Here is a 23,809-nt window from a genome sequence, read left to right on the forward strand (position 1 = left end):
TTCATTTCCCCCTTTATGAAATCATTTCAAAAACGCCGGCGGCCCCCATACCGCCGCCGATGCACATCGTGACAACACCAAATTGCTGGTTACGGCGCTTCAATTCATGCAGTAATGACAAAGTTAACTTTGCCCCTGTACAGCCGAGCGGATGGCCGAGTGCAATCGCTCCGCCGTTTACATTCACAATCTCTTCGTTCAATCCTAGTTCCCGAATGACCTGTATCGACTGCGATGCAAACGCTTCGTTCAGTTCAAATAAATCAATATCTGATAATTCCAGTCCTGCAAGTTTCAGTGCTTTGGGCACCGCAACAACCGGGCCGACGCCCATAATTTCCGGCGGGACGCCCCCAACCGCAAACGAGCGAAACTTTGCTATAGGCGTGAGACCGAGTGACTCCGCTTTTTCGCGTTCCATCACCATGACGGCTGCGGCGCCATCCGATGTTTGTGAAGCATTACCCGCCGTTACAGATCCCGTAACCGAAAATACTGGACGAAGTTTTTCAAGCCCTTCCATTGATGTTCCAAGACGTACCCCTTCATCCTGTGAAAAAACAACGTGTTCCTCCACTAATTTATGATCAGTACCAACTTCTCTGAATGTCACTTCAACTGGTACAATTTCATCAACAAACTTACCCTCTTCAATTGCATGACCTGCCCTTTCGTGGCTGCGCACGGCAAAAGCATCCTGTTCTTCTCGCGAAATGCCGTACTTTTTCGCCACTTCTTCTGCCGTGTGTCCCATCGACATGTAATATCCCGGCATCTCTTCGGCAATCCTTACGTTAGGACGTGCAATATGGCCCATCATGGGCACAAGACTCATCGATTCCGCTCCTCCTGCAATAATCGTGTCCGCGTGGCCAATCATAATTTTTTCTGCTGCATAAGCAATGGATTGCAGTCCAGATGAACAGTACCGGTTAATTGTAATAGCAGGTACATCATGCGAAAGCCCGGCAAGCGCACCGATATTTCGCGCCATATTTAACCCTTGCTCCGCTTCGGGCATTGCGCACCCGATAATAAGATCATCTATATGACCATCGTAGCCGCCTGCTCTTTTCAATGTTTCTTTTACAACAATTGCGCCAAGATCATCCGGACGCATGTTCCGCAATGTCCCTTTTTTTGCCCGTCCAACCGGTGTACGCGCACCGGCGACAATGACCGCTTCCTTCATTTCGATCTCCCCTTTAATTACGAAGTGGTTTTCCCTTAACGAGCATATGGTGCATTCGCTCCTGTGTTTTCGGCTGTGCTACGAGCTGTAAAAATGCTTCCCGCTCAAGATCGAGCAAATACTGTTCATCGACTTCCGTTCCGAACGGGACTTTGCCTCCTGCAATCACCCATGCAAGCTTTTTGGCTATTGTCAAATCATAATCGGATATAAATCCAGATGCGTGCATTGACTGCGCACCTAGTAATAGTGTCGCGTAACCGGTTTCACCTGTGACCGGCACTTTTTTGCGAACTGGTGCGGTGTATCCCTTCCCGTATAAATGAAGGACTGCCTGTTTTGCGTCATGCAGCAGATGATCATGATTAGCGCTAATTCCGTCAGCTTTATATAAAAAATTATTATCTCGTGCCTCTGCCCCCGATGTTGACACTTTAGCCATCGCAATCGTTTCAAATACTTTATTTGCAACTGCCTGCAAATCAACCGTAACACCAGCTGGCAGCTGTTCAAGGTGGCGAATATAAAGCTCTTTATTTCCCCCGCCTCCTGGAATAAGCCCAACACCTGCTTCGACAAGTCCCATATACGTTTCCATTGAAGCTTGAATATGTGCGGCCGGCAAACATACTTCCGTTCCCCCTCCCAGCGTCATCCCAAACGGGGCGGCAACAACTGGTTTTGCACTGTATTTAACTTTCATCATCGCCTGCTGGAACCCCTTGACAACCATATCGATTTCCCATATGTCATCATCTTGCGCGGCCATTAAGATCATCGCGAGGTTCGCGCCAACACAGAAGTTTTTCCCCTGGTTTCCAATGACAAGACCTTTATAATTTTTCTCAACTTCATCGACTGCTGTATTGATCATCTGTACGATATCCATGCCAATTGCGTTGTTTGGAGAGGTAAATTCAAGAAGTGCCACACCATCGCCAAGATCGATCAAATTCGCTCCGCTGTTTTGTTTAATGACGTTCCCTTCCTGTTTCAGCTGTTTTAAATCGATGGCTTTCGGATTCTTTTCAATCGGATTATACGATTGAGATGACGGATCGTAATAAAGGCCGTTTTTATAAAACGTGTCACCGTCCATCTCTTTCACCCAATCTGGAATGATGTGTCCGTCAGATTCCATCTTGTTAATTGAATCAGCGATACCGATTTTATCCCAAATTTCAAAAGGGCCTTCACTCCATCCAAATCCCCATTTCATGGCCCTATCAATTGATACAATATCATCAGCAATTTCACCGGTTAACCGCGCCGAATACAACAGTGTCGGTGCGAGCATATTCCAAATGAATTGCCCCGCCTGATCGTCCGAATATACAAGCGTTTTCCATTTCATAGATCCTTTTTGCTGTTTGGCTCTCTCGATTGAAGCCGCTTTCATTTTCTTTCGTTCAATATATTCCATTACATTTAGATCTAGCTCAAGAATAGTCTTTCCATCCTTTTTAAAAAAGCCCTGACCTGCTTTCGCTCCGATCCAGCCCTTGTCACGCATTTTCAAAAGTGCTTCCGGCACGTTAAATATTGCTTTTTCCTCACCATCCACCAGATCATAAACGTTTTTGGCGACGTGAATGAACGTATCGAGGCCAACAACATCGAGTGTTCTGAAAGTAGCGCTTTTTGGCCGGCCAATAAGCGGTCCTGTAATAGAATCAACTTCACCCGGTGATAAATTCATCTCGGTCATAACATGCATCGTCTTCAGCAAACCATATGTGCCAATCCGGTTTGCGATAAAATTCGGTGTATCTTTCGCGAATACCACGCCTTTTCCAAGCACGTCTTCTCCGAACTTTTTCATGTAATATAATACATCCGGGTCTGTTTCAGATGTTGAAATGACTTCAAGCAATTTTAAATATCGGGGCGGGTTAAAAAAGTGAGTGCCGAGAAAATGCTTTCTAAAATCCTTGCTCCGTCCTTCTTTCATCGCTTCAACAGAAATGCCTGATGTGTTGGATGAAACAATGCTGCCTGGCTTTCGATGCCGGTCAACTTTTTCAAAAACAGCCTTTTTCACGTCAAGACGCTCCACAACGACTTCGACAATCCAGTCTGCTTCCGCGAGTTTATCAAGGTCATCTTCGAGATTTCCGGCTGTGATAAGATGCGCGTTTTGTTTTGAAGAAAGCGGTGCTGGTTTTTGTTTGAATAATTTTCGGATAGCGCTTTCAGAAAGTTCGTTTCTATTTTTTGCATTCTCTGGGACAATATCAAGTAAAATGGATGGAATGCCAATGTTCGCAAGATGCGCGGCAATGCCTGAGCCCATGACACCTGACCCGATGACCGCTGCTTTTCGAATGTGCTGAACCACTTTGTATCCTCCTTTGAATGAATACTCATTCATTTATTCTTATTTTCACTATACAGGACCTTTTTTAAAATTTCAACAGTCACTTCCGGAAAAAACGGGTAAACTGATACATAGTTGGTTGAGAGGGAGGGTATTTGCCATGAGAGAAAAAACAGTGCAGCTAATCGTTTTAATTACTGTTGTTGCGCTCGTATATTTTGGACTACGCTATTTTTCGAATGAATTGTCGGTTGCATTTACATATCTCGCCGGAATCATTTCGATTATTGTTGTATTTAATTTATTATTATTCGATTCACGCGGAACGAACTCAAAAGTCGCTTGGATTGCAATCGTACTCGTCTTTCCCCTGGCAGGTGCAATCGTCTATTCTGTGTTTGGACGGGATCCGCGCAGCCGGATGCTGCCAAAGCATGTCATTTTAGAAACAGTGAAATTTATTACAACGATGCGCCATCACGGTGAGAAATGGGATATTTCAAAAATGGTTCCCCAAGCAAAAAAAATTCAAAATATGACCGGCTTTGAAGCACTCGCGGGAAATAAGGTTGATATATTAACAAACGGAGAGGAAACATTCCCGGCCATTCTCGATGCGATCCGCCATGCGGAACATCACATTCACATTCAATATTATATTTTCCGCGAGGATGAACTATCAACAGAAGTGCGCGATGCTCTTGTAGAACGAGCAGAAGCAAATGTACATGTGCGCTTTTTGTATGATGGTCTCGGTTCCTCTGGATTATCAGCGTCGTTTTTGAGTCCTTTAAAAGAGGCAGGCGGTGAAGTGTATGCCTTTGATCCAATCGTATCCCCTTGGTTTACACGAACGGCAAATTTGCGGAACCACCGAAAAATGGTTGTCGTTGACGGACACACTGGATTCACCGGCGGGCTTAACGTCGGTGAAGAATACAGAAGCAATACAGAACAGTTCGAAGTATGGCGCGACACACATATACGAATGGAAGGTCCCGCTGTACGCCAATTACAGGAAGCGTTTATCACTGATTGGATTCATGCAACGAGTGCGAAAACGTCATTGCTTGATGAATTAAAAGAAACGTTTCGATTTTCTGCTTATTTTCCATCTGAAACACATGAAGCAGACGAAATGGTTCAGACGGTATATGGCGGGCCATACAATGAAGAACGGGATGTACGTGATGCGATGATGGAAATGATTCAATCCGCCGAAAAATCAATCTGGATTGCATCCCCTTATTTTGTACCGGATGACGAATCCCTAGCCGCTGTCCGTGTAGCGGCGCGAAGTGGCAAAGATGTGCGCGTTATCGTCCCCGGAAAAGGAGACCGTGCAATCTCGTTTTATGGTACAAATTCATATTTTCAGGATTTATTAAGCGCCGGTGTAAAAGTATTCGCATACCGGGATGATTCTTTTATTCATTCAAAAGTGCTGCTGATAGACGGAAAGCATGCTATTGTGGGGACAGCCAATTTTGACGTCCGCAGCTTCCGTCTTAACCATGAACTCATGACGTTCCTATACAACCGGACACCGGCCGTCGAAAAAGTCGAAGTGGACTTTTTAAAGGACTTTTCCGATTCGGTTCCGATTAGCCGTGAACGATATGAACATAGAAATTTCCTAAAACGAATTGGGGAATCTCTTGCCAGATTACTGTCGCCTATTTTATAGTGCATAAAGCCGCTCTTATGAGCGGCTTTATGCACTATAATAAAAAATCCGCTGTATATTCACTGCGGATTTTCTAATTTTCTATTTTATTTCTTATACAAGTTATTCAGCTAACCATTTAGGGAATTTATCGATCTTCCACGATGATATATGCCGCTTTTACGGGACCATGCACACCGACGACTAAATTCATTTCAATATCTGCGGAGTTGCTCGGTCCAGTGATGAAATTAATACACGATGGAATTGTTTCACCAGTCTGAACGCGTCGTGATATTTCCTGTGCAGCCTGTGTCATACGGGGGACAACCGTGCTTTTAGGAATGATCGCAATGTACTTGTGGGGCAGCAAACTAACGGACCGCCCTTTATCAGAGCTTGAAAACAGCACCACTGTACCGGATTCAGCGAGCGTCATATCGCTGAATGTAATGCCGATATTGGCACGCTCGGCTTCAGCAATATTTTCTTTCCCTCGATTGGAATCCCATTCATTCACTTCGACGCTGCGAGCAGGCCACGTTTCGCGAACAAGTTTACCGAGACCGAATTCATCAAAGCGAAGGTCACGCCATAGCGAAATTGGACCACCCCCGTACAAATTGACCGTTGATTCCAGAACCGCTGCAAGCTTATCACTAGACGTTTCGATTAGTTCCGTATGAATAAGCCGGCATTGATTGCGTAAAACTTCCATTAGTTCATCGGCTGTTTTGCCGGTCAATGTTTTGTCCTGCGGACGAAATGCCCAGTTACCATCCGGTTTCACTGATGTATTTCGGCTGCGGCCAAGCCGTTCAGCTATATTATCTAAAAAAGAGTCGCGGTTGTGTATCATTTTTTAACTCCTCCTGACTCGTGTTCCTTAAACCAGTCACGGAACCGTTCTTTGTTCGGTGCCGGAAATTCGCGAATTTCCGTCCACGTTTTTAAAGGACCCGGTCCGTTTGAAATACGCCCATCTTTCGTAAATGGCTTCATGACAGTAGAGGCCATTTTCGAACCCGCTCCATAAAGAGGGTTCGATGAAGCACCAAGTCCAAATGCCTTCATCGCAAGTTTCTCTGAAATTGGTGCACGTCCTTCTTTTTCCACAATGACCTGGCGGTGTTTATGTAAAAGTTCATGCAATGGAATTTTCACCGGACATGCATCTGTACAAGCCGCACATAATGTTGACGCGTATGGCAGTTCTTTGAAATCATCATAGCCGCCAAGAAGAGGCGTTAATACTGCACCAATTGGTCCCGGATAAATTGAATTGTACGAGTGGCCGCCAATGTGGCGGTATACCGGACATACATTAATACAAGCAGCGCAGCGAATACACTGTAACACTGACTGAAATTCAGTCCCCAAGATTTTTGAACGTCCATTATCCACAATAACAAGGTGAAATTCTTCCGGTCCATCTGCATCGCCATCCTGACGCGGACCGGAAAGTGCCGTGATATAGCTTGTTAATTTTTGTCCGACCGCACTACGTGTAAGGAGGCTGACCAATACTTCAAATTCTTCAAATGTGGGTACTATGCGTTCCATCCCCATCACCGTAATTTGCGTTTTCGGCAGTGCAGAAACAAGGCGCGCATTTCCTTCATTTGTAACAAGGCTGATAGAACCAGATTCTGAAATGGCGAAATTACAGCCAGTAATACCGATGTCCGCTGTTAAAAATTCCTGGCGCAGTTTCTCCCGTGCATGAAGGGCCAGTTCTTCCGGTTTCGATGTTAATTTATAATCTAATTTCTCCGCAAACACGTCTCGGATTTGTTCTTTATTTTTATGGAGTGCCGGCGCAACGATATGTGAAGGTGGATCGTGGTCATCGAGCTGTAAAATGTACTCACCGAGATCCGTCTCGATCACTTCACATCCTTCTTCTTCCAAAATTTGATTTAAACCGATTTCTTCCGTAACCATAGACTTCGATTTGACGATTTTTTTGCCGTTTTTGGAATTGACGACTTCGCGAACGTACGCATTCGCTTCATCCGCTGTTTCAGCAAAATACACGTGTCCGCCCCGTTTTTGGACATTTTCTGCCAGTTCATGCAAGTAATAATCAAGGTTGTCAAGCACATGCTTGCGAATTTCTTCTCCATGTGACCTCCACTCTTCCCAGTTCCCCAGCTCTTCTGCAGCATCCAGACGACGTGTTCGAAGACGCTCCTGCGCTCCTGCCACCGCTCCACGCATAAATGTATCCTGCATATTTTCGTTTACATTGTCTTTAAATTTTCCTTCACCGATTTTCATCGCCATATTGTTTTCCCCCTTACCGGCTGTTTAATACTTCCGCAATGTGCATGACACGAATTGGTTTTCCCCTCCGCTCGATTCTGCCGCCGATATTCATTAAACAGCCGCCATCAGCACCAATTAAAAAATCAGCGCCAGTCATTTCCGCAGAATCTACTTTTTCATCCACCATTTGTTCAGAAATATTGCCCATTTTCACCGAGAATGTGCCGCCGAATCCGCAGCAGTTATGTGCGTTTGGAAGTGGTTCGAATGAAAGCCCCTCCACATTTTTAAGTAACCTCATTGGCGCATCTTTTACACCAAGAAGGCGCGTCATATGGCAAGATGGGTGATATGTTGCCACACCATCTAATCTCGCCCCTACATCTTCCACTTTTAAGACATCGAGGATAAACTCCGTCAGTTCATATGTTTTCGACGCAAGCTTTTCCGCCCTCGGACGCCAAATTGGATCGTCATGGAAAATATGCTGGTATTCTTTAAACATCGTCGCACATGAGCCGGACGGTGTGACAATGACTTCCGCATTTTCGAATGTCGCAATCATCTTTTTCATCGCATCTTTTGATTCTTCCACATATCCTGAATTGTACGCAGGCTGACCGCAGCAAACCTGACCCATCGGAAATTCAATCTCACACCCAAGGCGTTCCAGCAATTCCACAGTTGCTTTCCCTACATCGGCTTGAAACATATCAACAATACACGTAATAAATAGTGTTACCTTCAATTTTCCCACCCCATGAAGTAAGGTCATCAGATGACCTGTATTATTGTTTTATTTTTATCATACTACAAACGCTTACATAACCACAAACGCTTTTTATAAAACAAAAAAACCGGCTAGATTTCACCGGTTTCAGTATACACATCGTTATTGTTCATATAGTCATGCAGAACATGCTCGACATAATCAAGATGCAATGCCATTGCGCTGCGCGCTGACGACGGATTTCCTTCTTGAATGGCACGCAAAATCGCATCATGCTGAACATTTAATTGATCGACTGTTGCTGTTTTCGAATATAGGCAAATGCGGCGTGTTTCACGCATTGATTCCGCGGTCATGTCTGACACATGATGCATTAAGCTTGCCAAAAGTTTATTGCCGGCTGCTTCTGCAATCGCTAAGTGAAACGCGAGATCTGCTTTCTCTCCCAGCTCTGCGTCACCTGAATACTTTGTCATATCGGCAAAAGCCTGCTTCATTGCGTCGAGATCTTCATCGGTTCGCCGGTTCGCTGCCGAAGCCGCAATCCCTGTTTCTAAAATTTTTCGCACTTCCATTAAGCCGGTTAAATCATCACGGTTCATTAACAACGCACTCTGTAAAGGAAACGCGATCCCATCAGCAGAAAAGGATTTTACATATGTCCCTTCTCCCTGTCTCATTTCGATTAAGCCCATCGCACGCAGAGATGTAAGTGCTTCTCGAATTGCCGAGCGCCCGACCTGAAAACTTTCAGCCAGCTGCTGAACGGAATCTAACTTTTCACCCGGCTGCAACTCGCCAGAGCGAATGGATTCAATCAGTGTTTCGGCTACTTCTTCATATATTTTTTTCGGTTTAATTTGCTTGTATTTCAACGTTATCGTCACCTCTTGTTTTTATTATAAACGGAAATCAGAAGAAATTTTGATTTTTTAAAAATTTTGATTGTTTTTTCAGAACATTCCCTCTATAATCAAAACAGGTCATCTGATGACCAAATCATTAACTAATTTTGAAATCGCTTACTTTTAGGAGGGTGCCATATTATGAGTTTGCTAACATTGTCATTGATTGCAATTGTGCCGATCATTACGATCTTGGTTTTTCTTGTTTTCTTAAACTGGCCGGCTAGCCGCGCGATGCCGATCGCACTTTTCGTTACTGCGCTCATCGCCATGTTCGTCTGGGGAACGGACGCTAATGTTGTCGCTGGTGCTGCATTTAATGGCCTGATCACAGCACTTGAAGTTATTTTCATCGTATTCGGTGCCGTACTTCTTTTAAATACTGTAAAAGAAAGCGGTGCCATCAATACGATTCGCCGCGGTTTTATTGGAATTTCACCAGATCGTCGTGTTCAAGCCATTATCATTGCCTGGTTGTTTGGATCGTTTATAGAAGGATCTGCGGGATTTGGCACACCTGCCGCAATCGCAGCTCCGCTTCTTGTGGCAATTGGATTTCCTGCGATGGCCGCCGTTATGGTATCCCTCATTATTCAAAGTACGCCTGTCTCATTCGGCGCCATCGGTACACCACTTCAAATTGGTGTGAACACCGGGTTAACAGATCAGCCGTCTGTACTCGCGGGGCTCGAAGGCACAGGCATGAATTACACCGATTATCTTCTGTATATTACATCCAATGTCGCCCTTATTCACGGAATCGTAGGCACATTGATTCCATTATTTGTTGTCGCCATGCTTACTCGCTTTTTCGGGCTGAACAAGTCATTTCGCGAAGGGTTAAAAGTATGGAAATTTGCCCTGTTTGCAGGAATCGCTTTTACCGTTCCTTACTATATTATTGCCACCTTGTTAGGACCGGAATTCCCATCGCTGCTTGGTTCACTAATCGCTCTTATCATTGTCGTACCGGCTGCACAAAAAGGATTGTTTATGCCGGCAAAAGACGAGGTTTTTGATTTCCCTCCTAGAAGCAAATGGGAAGAAGACTGGTTCGGCAAACTTAACCATGAACCAGAACGAGAAGAAGGAACAAATCGTTCTATTTCAATGGCGATGTCATGGCTTCCGTACATTCTTGTTGCCGGGCTTCTGGTTGCATCACGTACGGTCGAGCCATTGACGTCTGCTTTGAAAGCGCCTGCAATGGTATTTGAAAATACGTTCGGATCTGGTATTACAACAACATCAACACCTCTTTTTTTACCGGGCTTTATTTTTATCGTTGTGTCTGTTTTAACATTCTTCCTCCACCGCATGAAGTCTGCGGACTACAAACACGCTTGGAAAAGTTCATTTAAAACAGCTGCTTCTGCTGGTTTAGCGCTTATTTTTGCGGTACCCATGATTAAAATTTTCTTGAATACGTCTTTAGCTGCGGATAAAGTGTCCGCTGCGACAGAAGCTCTCGCCGGTCAAAATATGCCGCTTGTTCTTGCCGAAAGTGTTTCGGTTATCGCTGGTGATTTTTGGCCGATCGTTGCCCCTTCAGTCGGTGCTCTCGGTGCGTTTATTGCCGGAAGCAATACGTTCAGCAATATGATGTTCTCCCTGTTCCAGTTCGGTGCTGCTGGCAACATCGGACTAGACGTACATCAGTCTGGCATTGTGGTGGCCATGCAAGCGGTCGGCGGTGCTGCCGGTAATATGATTTGCGTCCACAATGTTGTTGCTGCATCCGCTACAGTCGGCTTAATTGGTAAAGAAGGCGCCCTCATACGCAGCGTTCTTCTGCCAATGACCTACTACTTGCTTGCAGCTGGATTCCTTGGCATGGCCATTATTCACGGTGTTGTCAACGTTTGGCTTCTCGTTTATGCTGCCATCGTTATCGTATATCTTGCACGGCTCGTTACTGCGAAAAATGGATTATCACTAGCAGCAGTTCGATAAAAAAAACCGTCTCAACTTAAGGGCAGTCCCCCTCTGAGTTGAGACGGTTTTTTTAAAATTATTTCCACCCATCTATAGATACGGTAATTCCATCATAAACGGTTCGATTCTTCTCCTGATGATTAGACAAATAAATATTAATAAACGATGCAATGATAAAGAGCACGCCCGCAGTCATAAAAACGGTAATCAGCGATGTCATATTCATAAAGACTCCTGAAACACTCGTACCGATCAGCAAAGAACCGGTAAGTACTGGTGTCATCAACTCCTTCACCCTGCCGATGTACGCTTTATCAATAGACGGATCACTGCTGTCAACGTCGGCTGAATGAGATCCATAATAAAATTCCAGTAAGTAACCGCATTCCTCCTGTTAAAATCGGCCAAACTGACCATACTTCAATGATCGTCGCCAGGCCTAAAAAGAATAACCCGCTGAACATGATTGTTTTTTCTTTCAGCTTTGTGGAACTAATCGCTGCAAGAACGCCCCCCATCAGCATTCCAAAACCCGCGGCGGCTGTAACATTGAATATTTTTTTCTAGTCAAGACGGTCCATAATGATGAAAATATCAAGCGGTTTGTTATGTGAATGCTTCCGTCTGTTATATCCTTCATCAACTTCTCTTAATGATTTTGAGAATCATTTTCAATTTCTTGTTGACTTATACGAAAACTGCGTTTATGATAAAAATGTAACCGGTAATGATAATCATTATCATAGTGCTTTACCCCACCGATTCATTGTGCATTGTTAGGCGGTCCGAACGCCCATCCGGATCGCCCCTTTTTATGTAAAATTTGATGCTATCCGGCCAATGATCCTCTTCCAATTTTTTATATACTGCTGTCTATTTTTTCTGAATATTAAAAATTCAGTAATCCTATTTCTATTTATTTCTTAGCATTTACGAATTGATTACATCTCGTACTTGCCTGTTTATGATTGTGACTGTGGGGAAACTTGCAAATGTATCATAAATCTACCATAGGAGAGTGATGTTAAGATGATGAAGAAATTAGCGAGTTCAGGTTTGGCTTTAGGTCTGGCATTTGGTGCGGGATCGGCCGCATTAGCAAACGGAGCTGAAGAAAGCCAAGTGGATCTTTCTACAAAATTGAATACAGAACTCCACGATGGTTATTTATCTTCTAATCAAGAATTACAAGCTATGGCGGAATCCAATAATTGGACTGTAAAAGATCTTCAAGTATGGGCGGATGCTAACGGCTTAACGGAAGCGGACCTTCAAAATTTAGCTGAAAAATCCGGGTGGAGTGAAGAAGAAATCTCCAGCTTGAACTTAGATGTAAATGCAAGCATCGGACTCGGTGATCTTTTGGATGGTTCAGACAATCTTTTGGATTCAATTAATCATGAGGATAACAATCTTACTGACAATCTTTTAGATGAAGATCTGTTAGGTGGGATTCTCTAACTTGACCAAAGCATTTATGAGGAAGGGGCTCTCTTTTGAGAAGCCCCCTTTTTATTATTGAATGGTTTTATAGTCGTCTACGATAGAACAAGTGGGTTGACTTCGTACTATGTCTTTCCTTATGCCTAAATATTGCTGTTCTTACTGCCGTTAAATTTTTTCGTATAGTAAATGGATAGTCCAATAATAACAGGCGTTAAGATCATCGTTGGCAGAAACCATAACAAAATGCTGACCGTTTCGATATCGAGGAGTCTCGGTGCCCCGAACACAACAAAAGCTGTAATCGTGGCGATGGAGCAGCCAAGCATGCCGCCAAAATGTTCAAACCACCAGTGCATTTTTCTATTCAGTTTTCGCAGCCAATATTTTAACTGGGTTACACTTAAAAACACACCTAACAGCGGAAACCAGGTTAAGAGTGCAAAGTCCTTGATGAATCCATATATGCTAATGCCAATAGCCGATGTCAGAAGAAGGAGCGGAAATCCTAAATCGAGTATGTTTTTGTGGACGTCCTTCCTCCCTTTAAACCGGAGCACCCGAATGCCATAAAACGCTGTCGATGAACTTAAGATGGCGATAAAAATTAAAAACATTGTAAATGATATGGTTTCGGAAGAACTGCCCCGGGTCGAACAGACGATACATACCTAAGTAAAAAGCTGATATCGCCACTACTATCATGCCCCCGACGTACCCCCATCCCGACATGCTATGCAGCTTCCCCCCTTTCTTTGTCACAACGGGAATCCAGAAAGTGAAAAGCGCAGTAAACCCGCCAATAATATGCAAAATTAGAATTAGCTGAAAAAATTCCATCCATTTACCTCTTTTCTATATACCATTACCAATTTTAAAAATTGTGAGTCACCCTACCTCATACATTTTGATAGTCCATTTGTACTCGGATTTTTTCTTTTGCATCAAAATCGGCTAATTTCTCACAGAGATAAAGTCCTAAATCGATAGAAGAGCTGACGCCTCCGGCTGTAATAATATCCCCTTCATCGACAATTCGCTCACTGAGAACCGTACAGTATGTTTGTAACTCAAGAAACGCATTCGGATGCGTCGTTGCAGATTTCCCTTCTAAAAATCCTGCAGCGCCTAATAGAAGTGACCCTGTACAAACAGACGCCTTCATCTTGCAGTTTTTTGCTGTTTTGAGCCATTCAATAAACGGAGCATCATTTCGTAATGTTCTTGTGCCAAATCCACCTGGGACAATGACAAGATCGTACTGATCAAGAGATTCCCTTACTCTCGTGGGTGTAAACTGAAGACCTGTCCCATCTACAATTTCTTCTGTAAAAGCGCAAATATCCCACTCTAAATCCGGGATGACATTCATCGTTTTCAATCTCGTTACGGGATCATACACACCAACGAAGTCGAGCGCTGTTACATGATGAAAAAGAACAAAAGCGATTTTCATTTTTTCTCCCTCCGATCATTCTTTTGAACATTTCTTATTTACGTTGTTAGTCTTCCATCCAAAATCGATGTCACTTTCCCCGCAATTCGCACCTTATTGCCCTCAACATTTACTTTTAATAGACCGCCTCTTTCAGAAGATTGATAGGCAGTGAAATCATGTTTACCCATTTTCTTTTTCCAGTACGGACCCAGGCAGCAATGTGCTGAACCAGTGACATAGTCTTCATTCAATCCTTGTGCGGGAGAGAAAAAACGAGAAACAAAATCGAGGTCTGGTGTATCTGAACGGGCCGTGACAATCACACCACGTACAGACATCCGGCTAATCAGCTCTATATCAGGATTCATTTCCCTGACCATTTCCTCAGAAGCCACTTCCACCAGCAGATCATACTGATTTTGCCCGATATAAACAGGTTTCACACCTAGCGCTTCTACTAGGAATTCTGGTGTTTCCACTTCTTTTTCATAAAGCGCAGGAAACCATAACTGTACCCAATCATCCACCAAATTTGCCGTCACGACTCCACTTTTTGTTTGAAAATGAATGGACTGTTCCTTTTGAACATATTTGTTTTCCCATAAAAAATAACCACTGGCAAGCGTACCATGGCCGCAGATTGGGATTTCTGTTGAAGGGGTAAACCACCTTAACTGAAATTCTTCGCCGGCCGTTCGTATAAAAGCCGTAACGGGCAAGTTTATTTCGCTTGCGACCTGCTGCATCCAGTGATCCGTTTTTTCCTCCTTTATCAGACAAACAGCCGCCGGATTGCCTCGAAATGCCCGATCTGTGAAGGTATTAAATATAGATAGGTGCATCCATCCCCCTCCTGCTCTCTACTACCTTTTCTTTTTCTATTATACAGTGCATTTTATAAAAAATGGTAAAAAGTTAGCGGGTATGGGAACAGCCAAACATTACAAAAAGAAAAAATATTTTTCATAAAGTCATTTTATTTCCTGTAGATGAATACCTTTCAGGACAGCAGTCTTTATAGGAGGAATTCACGTGGGATATTATTTGAGAATAGAGCCTGATGTAAATATATATGTGGAAGATGTGAACCAAAAAAGCGCAAAGACAATTTTGTTTTTACACGGTTGGCCCGCAAATCATAAGCTGTTTGAATACCAGTTTAACCACCTTCCTTCGATGGGCTATCGATGCATAGGTATGGACTTAAGGGGATTCGGCAACTCGGACAAACCTTCAAGCGGCTACTCCTACGATCGAATGGCCGATGACGTGAGGGCTGTGATTGAAGAACTTCACTTAGAAAATGTTACACTCGCAGGACACTCTGTAGGAGGAGCCATATCCATTCGATACATGGCACGCCATAATGGGTATGGGGTGGAAAAGCTTGCTTTATTCGCTGCCGCAGCACCAAGCTTTACAAAACTTCCTGATTTTCCTTACGGGATGACGAAAGAAGACGTGACAAAACATATTCAGGAAACATATGAGGACCGTCCAAACATGCTGAAAGAATTCGGAGACCTCTTTTTCTTTCAATATGTCACTCGCTCTTTCTCCGACTGGTTCTTCCAGTTGGGGCTCCAGGCTGCAGGCTGGTCCACAGCGTCGCTTGCTGCCTCACTTAGAGATGAAAGCTTGTTTTCTGATCTTGAAAACATTCAAGTTCCGACACTCATTCTTCATGGTATTCATGATAAAGTCTGTCCATTTCCACTTGCAGAAGCACAAAATAGAGGGATAAAAAACTCAAAACTTGTATCGTTTGAAAACAGCGGTCACGGATTGTTCTGGGAAGAGCGGGATAAATTCAATCAGACATTAGCTGAATTTATTGGATAATCTGCTTTCCAATCGTCCGGCAAGCCTTAAAAAAACAGCTATGATATACTGAAAAGAAAAAAGGATGAACGACAATGGAGATTACCATAACACCCGCCGCCGCTAAAAAAATTCGAGAATTGCGAAATCGTGAACGCGGCTTGTTGAAGTTAAAATGGGATACAGAAGGCAACGGATGCGTGCTGAACGGTGTCCCAACCTTATGGTATGTAGATGAACCAGATGAGGATCATGATGTACTGCTTGAAACCAATGACATGTCCATTCTCGTTGAAAAACCGAAAATGGTGTTTTACGATGAAGAGCTAAAAATTGATTACTCAACAGATGCGGGCATGTTCCAGCTAAAAAGCCCTGGTCAGATTTTGAACGGCCGGATGGCGTTTCGGAATAAATAATGAAAAGCGGCTGCAAGACGCACGCCGCTTTTTTCTTTGGATTTTATGACACTTAAATAATGATTAGATATTCTTCATATCCCCTTTCAACCAGTTCTTCTTTTGGGATAAATTGTAAGTCGGCGGAGTTCAGGCAATATCGCAATCCCCCTTAACCGTCTTCGAATACGTGTTCAAAGTGAACCGGCTTTTTTGCTCCGGACCTCTGTTCTTATTATGTGATGAGTGACATCCATTTCTTTCTTTACATTCACTAAATCGGAGAAATATTTTGTACTCACAATCACAATCTAGAAAACTCTCATTATATTATCACTTTTTTACCACAAACAACGCACTGCCAATGTTTCTATTTTCTGTAGGCCTATTAACTGTTTTCCCCCTGACTACAAGAGAACTAGAACCACCGCCGTCAAAGTTTACGGCTTCTACAGCACCTAATTTCAGCATAATTAGCGCACTTTGATCCGCCGTCACGCCTTTACTTGTTCCGCTTCTTCCGTCAACAGCAACTAAAATGTAACGTCCATCTTTTAACTGTCCAAAAAGAGAGCGTGGGTTCCGTTGAGTGCTGTGAGAAAATCGATAGGCATTTTCGAGGTTTTTCACACCATCTTGAACTAAAGCGTAACTTGTACCCACAACAAAGTTTGTTTGCTGCTTCAATTGATTTAACTTGCTTCTAGCAAATGTTTTATTGTCATAGTTTGCAATATCAATACGTCCATCTTTATAAAGATGCAGAGAAATATACCGCGCTGAAGGGGCTTGAATATACTTGCCATCTACGAGATACATACCTCCATGTTGAGAGCCGGGTCCGAACATACCCATATTTATTTTGGCTGTTTCTTTATTCATCTTCATATTTATTAATCTTTCTAGTTTTGATGTACCCAAACTCACTTTTAACGTTTCGTTTGTCCCCGAAGTATACACATAAACGGCACTGTTAAACATACTATATTTTTTAAAAGTAGGTTGATAGGACTTCTTTGACGTTTCTGAAGGCTCATCTGATTTTCTCTTCTTTTCATTTCTCTCTGTAACTAAAACTGAAGATGCTTGTTTTACTTCTGCTGCTTTAGCAATCGAAGTTAATAAAAACGGGTTCTCTTCCAATCTTTCTGTTTCAAAGCCCCCGAATAAACCAATCAATAAACCTATTAAAGCTGCTCTTTTGCCTAATCTATTTTTTCTAATTACCATATCAACTTGCTGCTCCCCTCTAGTTGGCACTCATTTTGAACACCATTAAAAACTCCCCTGTACATACAAAATAACTGAAACATTTTTATTCACTCATATTGAAAGATTCTTTTGATTTTCGCCAGATTCCAATATAAAAGAATAATAGCTTTGCTGCGAGAAGAAGTGATGTTCAACTCATTTCTATTATTAGTATAAAATACCTGGTTATAATTGTATAGTTTATTCCAAATAAAAGAATAGGAATGTCTTGTTTGAGGTAACAAAAAAAGCAGCTTTTATAATAGCTGCTTTACGCGTCATTACAATGAAATTTTCTTTTTATCGTTACTCATGTTCAACAGTCTGGCTGACGGCCTGAACGTACTTTTCACACCATTTTTTCCATTAAATTCCACAGGGATAAATCGTTATTCCATCCAATAACGCTTTTAATGACGACCAGACAAACATGCCAGCCGGCAAGATCTTTTGGGGTATGGTTCGTTATCGTATGAATCTTTTCAATGAATACTAATTGACAGCCTTCCTGTTCGGAATATAATTCAAAGCGAACAACATCTTTAGCCCATGTAACAGCCTCGACCAAACTTCATCAGCAGATTGATTAAAATGACGATCGAATCGGGGCGCGGAAGCAATGAAAACACCAATGACCTGCTTCGGTGACAGGTGCCGAGCTCGACCGGGCTCTCCAGCTGCTCAACAACCGGCCATGAAAGTGTCTTGACTGGCGCACGCCACACGAAGCGTTCATCGGCGAAATGCTGCACTTAACTTGACAAATGATCATGAAAATAAATAACACTGTTTAGATTTAAACAGTGTTATAAAATGATTATTTTGATAGGTCTTTTTAAAAACACATTTTATTATGAATTTTGAAACCCATATAAACCGATCCATTCGAGGCATGAGATTATTAGAAGTATAAGGCTAGCCGATACGAGCATTAACTTTATTTTTTTATTTTGCATTTTAATGAATAATGATAAATATACAAAACATATAAGTATCTAAAAGAGGGACGAGTAATTACCAGACCTAATCGACCAATAGTTCTTCTTGATAAAGCTAGTAATCCATTAAATATTAACTAAGCAGCCTAGACTTATTATCAATTTTTATATGGGGGTTTATTTTGAGTATTTGTCTTAAGAACGCCTCTTTATCTTTTGGAGATATATTAATAGTTTCAAATTCATTATAATTGATTTCGATTTTATCTCCTGATAATGCGGGATCAATAAATGGATTCTTTGTCTGCCTGATCGTACTAATTGTACCAATATCAATTATTTTTTTATAAGGTCCAAAATGTACGTTTAATATTGATTGTTGAATTTCATAGCGTGTGCCGAACCATATCCATAATAAATAAATTGCTGGTATTAACAATATTATGGTTGTTATCACTTTATTATTAAGAATTTCAGGCAACATGATTACTCCTATTGGTTCAATGGATAAGATAGATGGCAAGATGCAAGTTAATATGATGATCCAAATAACTAAAGACATCCAAATACTTTTTTTTGATGGAAAAACCAATGTCATCTCTCCTCTGTATATAAATCGTATTTAATTATTACAGTTATCATGCATTCTAAAAAGGTTTTTCCACAGCAGGAGAAAAAGCACTTTTTAGCCATTCCCCCCCTCCTTCATAGTTTTTATAAGGAAAATGTAGCATAATTAGGGAATTTATTTTAAGAACTGCAAATACGGATTACAGGTAGTTGCGCGTCTTAAAACAGAGATTCTCTTTGAAATATTCGAGCACCCCCCTTTATTTTTCCATTACTGTCATAATCACCGCCTTCATGCATTAGACTAGATTGATTCCATCTCCCATAAAAACTTATTTTTCTCGAAACATCTTAAGCAAAATTGATTCGTTTTCATCTAAAAAACAGGGGGACGTTCAGATGTTTAAAAACAAAAAAGATAAATTTTTTATTCTGCTCGAATCCATTGCTGTAAATTTAAAAGAAGGAGCTTATTATTTCTCAGACTATAAACTTAAACATCCGAGTGATTTAAACATATTCTCAGAAGAAATGAAAATATTTAAAATTCAAGGTGATAAGTATATTCATCAAACCATTAAAGAATTAAACAATTCATTTATTACACCGATTGAGCGGGAAGATGTTTTAGCGCTGGCGATGAGTATGAATGATGTGTTGGATAGGCTGGAAGAAACAGCCGCCATTTTCGAAATATATTCTGTGGCGCAGACAGATGCGTATATGTTTAAGGTTGTAGATGCGATTCGGTCATGTACAGATGAAATTGTCAAAGCGGTTGAATTGTTGTCCGCAAAAAAACTGCCGGATATTCGAGCACATGCAATTAAAATCAAAGAGTATGAAATCATTTGTGAAGGCGTTTTACGCCAGTCAATTAAGCACATTTTTACAATTGAAAAAGATCCGATCCGCCTCATTAAAATGAAAGAGATTTATGATCATTTTGAAGAAATAGCAGACTCCTGCCAGGCCGTTGCAAATACCCTTGAAACCATCATCATGAAGAATGCGTAAAGGGCATTAGCGATATGGAAGATTTCTTAATCATTACCATTCCCATTGTTATTTTTGCCCTTGCTTTCGATTTCATCAATGGTTTTCATGATACTGCCAATTCGATTGCAACAGCCGTTTCAACGAAAGCACTTACACCAAGACGGGCTATTATTCTTGCTGCAGTTATGAATTTTGTCGGCGCAATGACATTTACAGGTGTTGCGAAAACCATCACGAAAGATATTGTAGATCCTTTCATGCTTCAAAATGGATCGATGGTCATTTTAGCTGCGTTGCTTGCAGCAATTTTTTGGAACTTGCTTACATGGTATTATGGCATTCCAAGTAGTTCTTCGCATGCCCTTATCGGGTCTATTGCTGGTGCAGCGATTGCAGCTGCAGGATTTCAGGCACTTAATTACACGGGTTTCTTTAAAATTTTACAGGCACTGATCATTTCTCCCTTACTTGCTTTCGCAGTTGGATTCATTATGTACAGCCTGTTCAAAGTTATTTTTAAAAACAACAATCTATCACAAACGAATCGTAATTTCCGCGCATTCCAAATTTTCACAGCAGCATTACAGGCCTATACTCACGGAACAAATGATGCACAAAAAGCGATGGGTATTATCACGATGGCGCTCATTGCAAACAACCATCAGCAAACGACTGATATCCAGTTATGGGTACAAGTTTCTTGTGCGTTAGCCATAGGGCTCGGCACATCTGTCGGCGGGTGGAAAATTATTAAAACAGTCGGCGGGAAAATTATGAAAATCCGTCCTGTTAACGGTGTGGCAGCCGATTTATCGTCTGCTATGGTTATTTTCACGGCCACACTGATTCATCTGCCGGTCAGTACGACTCATGTCATCTCTTCCTCTATTCTCGGTGTAGGTTCTTCCCATCGGGTAAAAGGTGTAAAATGGGATACAGCACAACGTATGATCTTCACATGGGTGATTACACTTCCTGTTTCTGCAACCATTGCATCGATTTTCTACTACATCTTAATATTATTCTTTTAAGCTGTACCCAAATATGGATTCAGCTTTTTTATATGCTTGTTACAATGTAAACATTCATTTTATAGAATAAGAGCTAATTAAAAGGGAGTGGACAAACTGTACTCAAATACCACACTTATATAAAAGCACCTATTGAAGTGTATTTTGACATTGGCAGAAATGTAGAAGTGCATACAAAAACAACATCTAATACAAAGGAAACAGTTGTTGGCGGTGTGACAGAGGGATTATTAGAACAAGGTGATTATGTCACTTGGGAGGCAATTCATTTCGGTGTTAAACAGAGAGTAACAGCTAAAATTACAGAAATGGATCCACCATATACATTTACTGACGTTATGGTAAAAGGAGCTTTTCATTCCTTTATTCATATACACGAATTTATAGAAAACGGCAAAGGGGGCCATTATGACGGATACATTTATATAAAGCCCCTTTTCTCGTGCGACATAAAAATGTTTCAATAATTAAAATTCCAAGCACAACATACAAATAATAGATGAATAAATTTCCTTTCAATTTTTCAAATAACGGGTTCATCCTTTCCGTATATTATTTGACTCGGAGGTGTAGGTACATGTCTCAAAAAAATGGTGATAATGCAGCAAACGATCAAGACGTTTACATTAATGTCGGTATAACACCTGAGATTGATGAATATTACGACCAACGTTTTAATAAATGGATCCATATTAAAGAAATAGATGACGGTGTGGAGAATGAGAACGATAAAGAAGCGGGTTTCATTGACTATGCAGTCTTCGGAATCGTCTTGGCGGCAAGCACCTTATTCTTCATCAATTATTTATAGCCGCCAGCGAATTTCAACTGGACATTTTCACCTCATTATTACTTCTAGTGTTAATACTTTTAAGTAATCTATGGCAGACGTCTATACCGGTATCGGGGAGTGTTTACACGTATACGTATGCAACCTTTGGTGGACTTTTAGCCTTTTTAATTGCTGGGGTTTAATGCTTGAATATGTTATTGCGCTTGCGGCTGTGGCAGCAGGCTGGGCAGGTTATTTTCAATCGTTCATATCTGGATTCGGGCTAAACCCTTGGCAACACAGGAAAGAGAGGGAAAAATGGGAGAGGAAATAAAGGCTAAAAAAAGTATAAATTGATGTATAACAAGGTCTACACACCAATTTATACACCAATTTGCAGTCATGATCCGTCATTTTCCCGCTGTCCTTTCCTCTGCTCCAGGAAGTGGACTAAATGGAATCGTTAACTTACCTGCCAAGAATCATGATTTTTATTAATTACGGCTCTTGTAAGTAAAGGAGGAAAAGAGAGTACACCCGTTTTATATGTGGCCGTTTAAACAAACTGTAAGACAGTGCTTCGTTTTTTAGTTTCTGGTCACCCAGCGCTTTTGCATTTTTTTATATAGGACTGACAGGTAATATAAACAAAACAAAACCATGCCACCGAAATGCTTATAGCAGCAATTGTATCAGAAAGAAAATGGGCTCCGAGGACAATCCGGCTTAACGCAACCCCTGCTATAATGATTGAACATATCGCATAAAGGAGAATCTTTATTGACTCCTTTTTTACTAAGCGATAACTTATATAAATCAGAAAGGTGAAAAGGATAACACTCCGCATTGTATGTCCACTGGGAAAGCTGTAAGATGCGATTTCAATAGTATAATTAAACACTTCTATATTACTCATTTCTCCTGGTCTTTTCCTTTGAAAAGAAACTTTTAACAGTAGATTTAATAGGATACCGCCAAATGTGAGAATTATTAAAAAGAAGCTGTTAAACCAATCCCTTTTAGATAGGAAGAAGACTGTCATTCCAAGCGTAGCCACAAGGATAAATTCACTCGATCCTATAACAGTTATCAATTCCATACTTTCTACCATGGCGTTGGAATTTTGAGCTATCCACGAAGTAATGACTTCATCAAATAAAAAGCCATCATTGTATAACGACAAAAATGCAATGGACACAAAAATAACTAAAGAGGCCGTCATTATGGAGGTTAAACGTTTATTTTCATAGATCATGTTTTTTCACTCTTTCTATTTATGTGAATAATGAATCTTTATCTTATTACATGTCGGTGTTTAATGACAAACAATATGGTTGAATGGGGGAATGGAAAGATGTGATAAAAATAAAACAGACCTTTTTTATGACAAAGGTCTGTTTTCATTTTTATTCACTTAAATCCACATTGTGGTACACTTGCTGGACATCTTCTAAGTCTTCTAATGCATCAATCATTTTTTCAAACTGTTCCTGATCGGCTTCTGATAATGTCACATCATTTTGCGCGAGCATCGTAAGCTCCGCTACTGTAAATTCCGTGATCCCGGCATTCTTAAATGCTTCTTGCACGGCATGGAACTGGTCAGGCTCGGCATAAACGATAACTGCTTCATCTTCTTCTAATATGTCACGCACGTCTACATCCGCTTCCATTAAGATTTCAAGCGCTTCATCTGCTGTTTTCCCTTCAAGACCGATGACAGCCGTTGCATCAAACATATAGGCAACTGAACCACTTACTCCCATGTTACCACCGTTTTTACCAAATGCGGCACGTACATCTGATGCAGTACGGTTCACGTTATTGGTCAGTGCATCCACGATGACCATTGATCCGTTTGGTCCGAAGCCTTCATAACGAAGTTCGTCAAAGTTTTCTTCTGAACCGCCTTTCGCTTTTTCAATCGCACGGTCAATAATCGTTTTTGGTACACTGTACGTTTTTGCCCGCTCGAGTACGACTCTTAACGCCTGATTTGTTTCTGGATCTGGTTCCCCTTGCTTAGCGGCTACATAGATTTCGCGTCCAAACTTTGCGTATATACGACTCGTGTTTGCATCTTTTGATGCTTTTTTTTCTTTAATGTTGTTCCACTTACGCCCCATACTATTTCA

The 23,809-nt window shown here is 41.6% G+C and carries 25 protein-coding genes and 1 pseudogene; 10 read left to right on the plus strand and 16 right to left on the minus strand.

From position 1 onward, the window contains the following. Positions 1-13: 13 nt before the first annotated feature. On the minus strand, positions 14-1,192 hold the full coding sequence (locus BTO28_RS04945; protein ID WP_076764439.1) for an acetyl-CoA C-acetyltransferase: 1,179 nt from the start codon (positions 1,190-1,192) through the stop codon (positions 14-16). Between the two features lie 13 nt (positions 1,193-1,205). Further along, the gene (locus BTO28_RS04950) at positions 1,206-3,530 is read right to left on the minus strand and encodes a 3-hydroxyacyl-CoA dehydrogenase/enoyl-CoA hydratase family protein (protein WP_076764440.1); all 2,325 of its coding nucleotides are present in this window, start codon (positions 3,528-3,530) and stop codon (positions 1,206-1,208) included. A 139-nt stretch (positions 3,531-3,669) separates the two neighbouring features. On the opposite strand from BTO28_RS04950, the gene cls reads away from it, so the two are divergent. After that, positions 3,670-5,196 (plus strand): cardiolipin synthase, encoded by a 1,527-nt coding sequence (gene cls / locus BTO28_RS04955; protein WP_076764441.1) that lies wholly within the window; start codon positions 3,670-3,672, stop codon positions 5,194-5,196. A gap of 127 nt (positions 5,197-5,323) precedes the next feature. On the opposite strand, the gene BTO28_RS04960 is transcribed toward cls, so the two are convergent. The 4 genes from BTO28_RS04960 to BTO28_RS04975 form a co-directional block, all read right to left on the minus strand. Next, complete coding sequence (locus BTO28_RS04960) at positions 5,324-6,034, minus strand: LutC/YkgG family protein (RefSeq protein WP_076764442.1); 711 nt, start codon at positions 6,032-6,034, stop codon at positions 5,324-5,326. Next, positions 6,031-7,461 (minus strand): LutB/LldF family L-lactate oxidation iron-sulfur protein, encoded by a 1,431-nt coding sequence (locus BTO28_RS04965; protein WP_076764443.1) that lies wholly within the window; start codon positions 7,459-7,461, stop codon positions 6,031-6,033. The genes BTO28_RS04960 and BTO28_RS04965 overlap by 4 nt, the downstream gene beginning before the upstream one ends. Positions 7,462-7,474: 13 nt before the next feature. Further along, the gene (locus tag BTO28_RS04970) at positions 7,475-8,191 is read right to left on the minus strand and encodes a (Fe-S)-binding protein (protein ID WP_076764444.1); all 717 of its coding nucleotides are present in this window, start codon (positions 8,189-8,191) and stop codon (positions 7,475-7,477) included. A 113-nt stretch (positions 8,192-8,304) separates the two neighbouring features. After that, on the minus strand, positions 8,305-9,048 hold the full coding sequence (locus BTO28_RS04975) for a FadR/GntR family transcriptional regulator (RefSeq protein ID WP_076764445.1): 744 nt from the start codon (positions 9,046-9,048) through the stop codon (positions 8,305-8,307). Positions 9,049-9,219: 171 nt separating this feature from the next. Between BTO28_RS04975 and BTO28_RS04980 the strand changes: the two genes are divergently transcribed. Next, positions 9,220-11,031: an L-lactate permease gene (locus BTO28_RS04980; RefSeq protein ID WP_076764446.1), complete on the plus strand. Its 1,812-nt coding sequence runs from the start codon at positions 9,220-9,222 to the stop codon at positions 11,029-11,031. Between the two features lie 58 nt (positions 11,032-11,089). Here the strand turns inward: BTO28_RS04980 and BTO28_RS04985 are convergent, their stop codons facing one another. Next, positions 11,090-11,296, minus strand: coding sequence for a hypothetical protein (locus BTO28_RS04985; protein ID WP_076764447.1), 207 nt, complete (start codon positions 11,294-11,296; stop codon positions 11,090-11,092). A gap of 52 nt (positions 11,297-11,348) precedes the next feature. Further along, the gene (locus tag BTO28_RS04990; protein ID WP_076764448.1) at positions 11,349-11,537 is read right to left on the minus strand and encodes a hypothetical protein; all 189 of its coding nucleotides are present in this window, start codon (positions 11,535-11,537) and stop codon (positions 11,349-11,351) included. A gap of 505 nt (positions 11,538-12,042) precedes the next feature. Between BTO28_RS04990 and BTO28_RS04995 the strand changes: the two genes are divergently transcribed. Continuing rightward, on the plus strand, positions 12,043-12,474 hold the full coding sequence (locus tag BTO28_RS04995; protein WP_076764449.1) for a hypothetical protein: 432 nt from the start codon (positions 12,043-12,045) through the stop codon (positions 12,472-12,474). A gap of 125 nt (positions 12,475-12,599) precedes the next feature. On the opposite strand, the gene BTO28_RS17765 is transcribed toward BTO28_RS04995, so the two are convergent. Genes BTO28_RS17765 through BTO28_RS05010 form a run of 4 tightly spaced genes read right to left on the minus strand, consistent with a single transcriptional unit; the run spans position 12,600 to position 14,736 of the window. Beyond that, positions 12,600-13,016, minus strand: a complete 417-nt coding sequence (locus BTO28_RS17765; RefSeq protein WP_332888706.1) for a hypothetical protein — start codon at positions 13,014-13,016, stop codon at positions 12,600-12,602. Then, positions 13,003-13,296, minus strand: coding sequence for a DUF2306 domain-containing protein (locus BTO28_RS17770; protein ID WP_332888707.1), 294 nt, complete (start codon positions 13,294-13,296; stop codon positions 13,003-13,005). Before BTO28_RS17770 ends, BTO28_RS17765 begins: the two co-directional genes overlap by 14 nt. Positions 13,297-13,354: 58 nt before the next feature. After that, complete coding sequence (locus BTO28_RS05005) at positions 13,355-13,912, minus strand: DJ-1/PfpI family protein (protein ID WP_076764450.1); 558 nt, start codon at positions 13,910-13,912, stop codon at positions 13,355-13,357. A 38-nt stretch (positions 13,913-13,950) separates the two neighbouring features. Continuing rightward, the gene (locus tag BTO28_RS05010) at positions 13,951-14,736 is read right to left on the minus strand and encodes a PhzF family phenazine biosynthesis protein (protein ID WP_076764451.1); all 786 of its coding nucleotides are present in this window, start codon (positions 14,734-14,736) and stop codon (positions 13,951-13,953) included. Between the two features lie 190 nt (positions 14,737-14,926). Between BTO28_RS05010 and BTO28_RS05015 the strand changes: the two genes are divergently transcribed. After that, the gene (locus BTO28_RS05015; RefSeq protein ID WP_076764452.1) at positions 14,927-15,736 is read left to right on the plus strand and encodes an alpha/beta fold hydrolase; all 810 of its coding nucleotides are present in this window, start codon (positions 14,927-14,929) and stop codon (positions 15,734-15,736) included. Positions 15,737-15,810: 74 nt separating this feature from the next. Beyond that, a complete protein-coding gene (locus BTO28_RS05020) occupies positions 15,811-16,134 on the plus strand; it encodes an iron-sulfur cluster biosynthesis family protein (RefSeq protein WP_076764453.1) in 324 nt (107 codons plus the stop codon). A gap of 312 nt (positions 16,135-16,446) precedes the next feature. On the opposite strand, the gene BTO28_RS05025 is transcribed toward BTO28_RS05020, so the two are convergent. Together BTO28_RS05025 and BTO28_RS05035 are read right to left on the minus strand one after the other, a co-directional pair. Then, on the minus strand, positions 16,447-17,373 hold the full coding sequence (locus BTO28_RS05025) for a phosphodiester glycosidase family protein (RefSeq protein ID WP_144289451.1): 927 nt from the start codon (positions 17,371-17,373) through the stop codon (positions 16,447-16,449). Positions 17,374-18,435: 1,062 nt separating this feature from the next. Continuing rightward, entirely contained in the window at positions 18,436-18,894 is a 459-nt protein-coding gene (locus BTO28_RS05035; protein WP_076764456.1) for a PH domain-containing protein, read from the minus strand. Between the two features lie 377 nt (positions 18,895-19,271). Between BTO28_RS05035 and BTO28_RS05040 the strand changes: the two genes are divergently transcribed. The 5 genes and pseudogenes from BTO28_RS05040 to BTO28_RS17425 all read left to right on the plus strand — a co-directional run. Then, on the plus strand, positions 19,272-19,889 hold the full coding sequence (locus BTO28_RS05040) for a DUF47 domain-containing protein (protein WP_076764457.1): 618 nt from the start codon (positions 19,272-19,274) through the stop codon (positions 19,887-19,889). 14 nt (positions 19,890-19,903) lie between these two features. Next, positions 19,904-20,902, plus strand: a complete 999-nt coding sequence (locus BTO28_RS05045; RefSeq protein ID WP_076764458.1) for an inorganic phosphate transporter — start codon at positions 19,904-19,906, stop codon at positions 20,900-20,902. Between the two features lie 167 nt (positions 20,903-21,069). Then, a complete protein-coding gene (locus tag BTO28_RS05050; RefSeq protein ID WP_198936743.1) occupies positions 21,070-21,369 on the plus strand; it encodes an SRPBCC family protein in 300 nt (99 codons plus the stop codon). A 110-nt stretch (positions 21,370-21,479) separates the two neighbouring features. Further along, positions 21,480-21,713, plus strand: a complete 234-nt coding sequence (locus BTO28_RS05055; RefSeq protein ID WP_076764460.1) for a hypothetical protein — start codon at positions 21,480-21,482, stop codon at positions 21,711-21,713. A 77-nt stretch (positions 21,714-21,790) separates the two neighbouring features. Next, positions 21,791-21,963: pseudogene (locus BTO28_RS17425) on the plus strand (amino acid permease); the annotation flags it as partial. A gap of 309 nt (positions 21,964-22,272) precedes the next feature. On the opposite strand, the gene BTO28_RS05060 reads toward BTO28_RS17425, so the two are convergent. Together BTO28_RS05060 and BTO28_RS05065 are read right to left on the minus strand one after the other, a co-directional pair. Further along, positions 22,273-22,929 carry a phosphatase PAP2 family protein gene (locus BTO28_RS05060; protein ID WP_076764461.1) on the minus strand — a complete coding sequence of 219 codons (657 nt, stop codon included), beginning with the start codon at positions 22,927-22,929 and terminating at the stop codon, positions 22,273-22,275. 151 nt (positions 22,930-23,080) lie between these two features. Continuing rightward, positions 23,081-23,800, minus strand: a complete 720-nt coding sequence (locus tag BTO28_RS05065; RefSeq protein ID WP_076764462.1) for a YebC/PmpR family DNA-binding transcriptional regulator — start codon at positions 23,798-23,800, stop codon at positions 23,081-23,083. Between the last annotated feature and the right edge of the window lie 9 nt (positions 23,801-23,809).

Source organism: Domibacillus epiphyticus (assembly GCF_001975785.1).
Taxonomy (GTDB): domain Bacteria; phylum Bacillota; class Bacilli; order Bacillales; family Domibacillaceae; genus Domibacillus; species Domibacillus epiphyticus.

Excerpts from the sequence above, each read along its gene's own strand:
- BTO28_RS17770 (WP_332888707.1), bottom strand. The coding sequence starts at position 13,296 with ATGGAATTTTTTCAGCTAATTCTAATTTTGCATATTATTGGCGGGTTT.
- BTO28_RS05040 (WP_076764457.1), top strand. The coding sequence starts at position 19,272 with ATGTTTAAAAACAAAAAAGATAAATTTTTTATTCTGCTCGAATCCATT.
- BTO28_RS05045 (WP_076764458.1), top strand. The coding sequence starts at position 19,904 with ATGGAAGATTTCTTAATCATTACCATTCCCATTGTTATTTTTGCCCTT.
- BTO28_RS05010 (WP_076764451.1), bottom strand. The coding sequence starts at position 14,736 with ATGCACCTATCTATATTTAATACCTTCACAGATCGGGCATTTCGAGGC.
- BTO28_RS04985 (WP_076764447.1), bottom strand. The coding sequence starts at position 11,296 with ATGACACCAGTACTTACCGGTTCTTTGCTGATCGGTACGAGTGTTTCA.
- BTO28_RS05020 (WP_076764453.1), top strand. The coding sequence starts at position 15,811 with ATGGAGATTACCATAACACCCGCCGCCGCTAAAAAAATTCGAGAATTG.
- cls (WP_076764441.1), top strand. The coding sequence starts at position 3,670 with ATGAGAGAAAAAACAGTGCAGCTAATCGTTTTAATTACTGTTGTTGCG.
- BTO28_RS04980 (WP_076764446.1), top strand. The coding sequence starts at position 9,220 with ATGAGTTTGCTAACATTGTCATTGATTGCAATTGTGCCGATCATTACG.
- BTO28_RS04945 (WP_076764439.1), bottom strand. The coding sequence starts at position 1,192 with ATGAAGGAAGCGGTCATTGTCGCCGGTGCGCGTACACCGGTTGGACGG.
- BTO28_RS04990 (WP_076764448.1), bottom strand. The coding sequence starts at position 11,537 with ATGCTGATGGGGGGCGTTCTTGCAGCGATTAGTTCCACAAAGCTGAAA.
- BTO28_RS05065 (WP_076764462.1), bottom strand. The coding sequence starts at position 23,800 with ATGGGGCGTAAGTGGAACAACATTAAAGAAAAAAAAGCATCAAAAGAT.
- BTO28_RS05005 (WP_076764450.1), bottom strand. The coding sequence starts at position 13,912 with ATGAAAATCGCTTTTGTTCTTTTTCATCATGTAACAGCGCTCGACTTC.
- BTO28_RS05055 (WP_076764460.1), top strand. The coding sequence starts at position 21,480 with ATGTCTCAAAAAAATGGTGATAATGCAGCAAACGATCAAGACGTTTAC.
- BTO28_RS05060 (WP_076764461.1), bottom strand. The coding sequence starts at position 22,929 with ATGATCTATGAAAATAAACGTTTAACCTCCATAATGACGGCCTCTTTA.
- BTO28_RS04965 (WP_076764443.1), bottom strand. The coding sequence starts at position 7,461 with ATGGCGATGAAAATCGGTGAAGGAAAATTTAAAGACAATGTAAACGAA.
- BTO28_RS04995 (WP_076764449.1), top strand. The coding sequence starts at position 12,043 with ATGATGAAGAAATTAGCGAGTTCAGGTTTGGCTTTAGGTCTGGCATTT.
- BTO28_RS04960 (WP_076764442.1), bottom strand. The coding sequence starts at position 6,034 with ATGATACACAACCGCGACTCTTTTTTAGATAATATAGCTGAACGGCTT.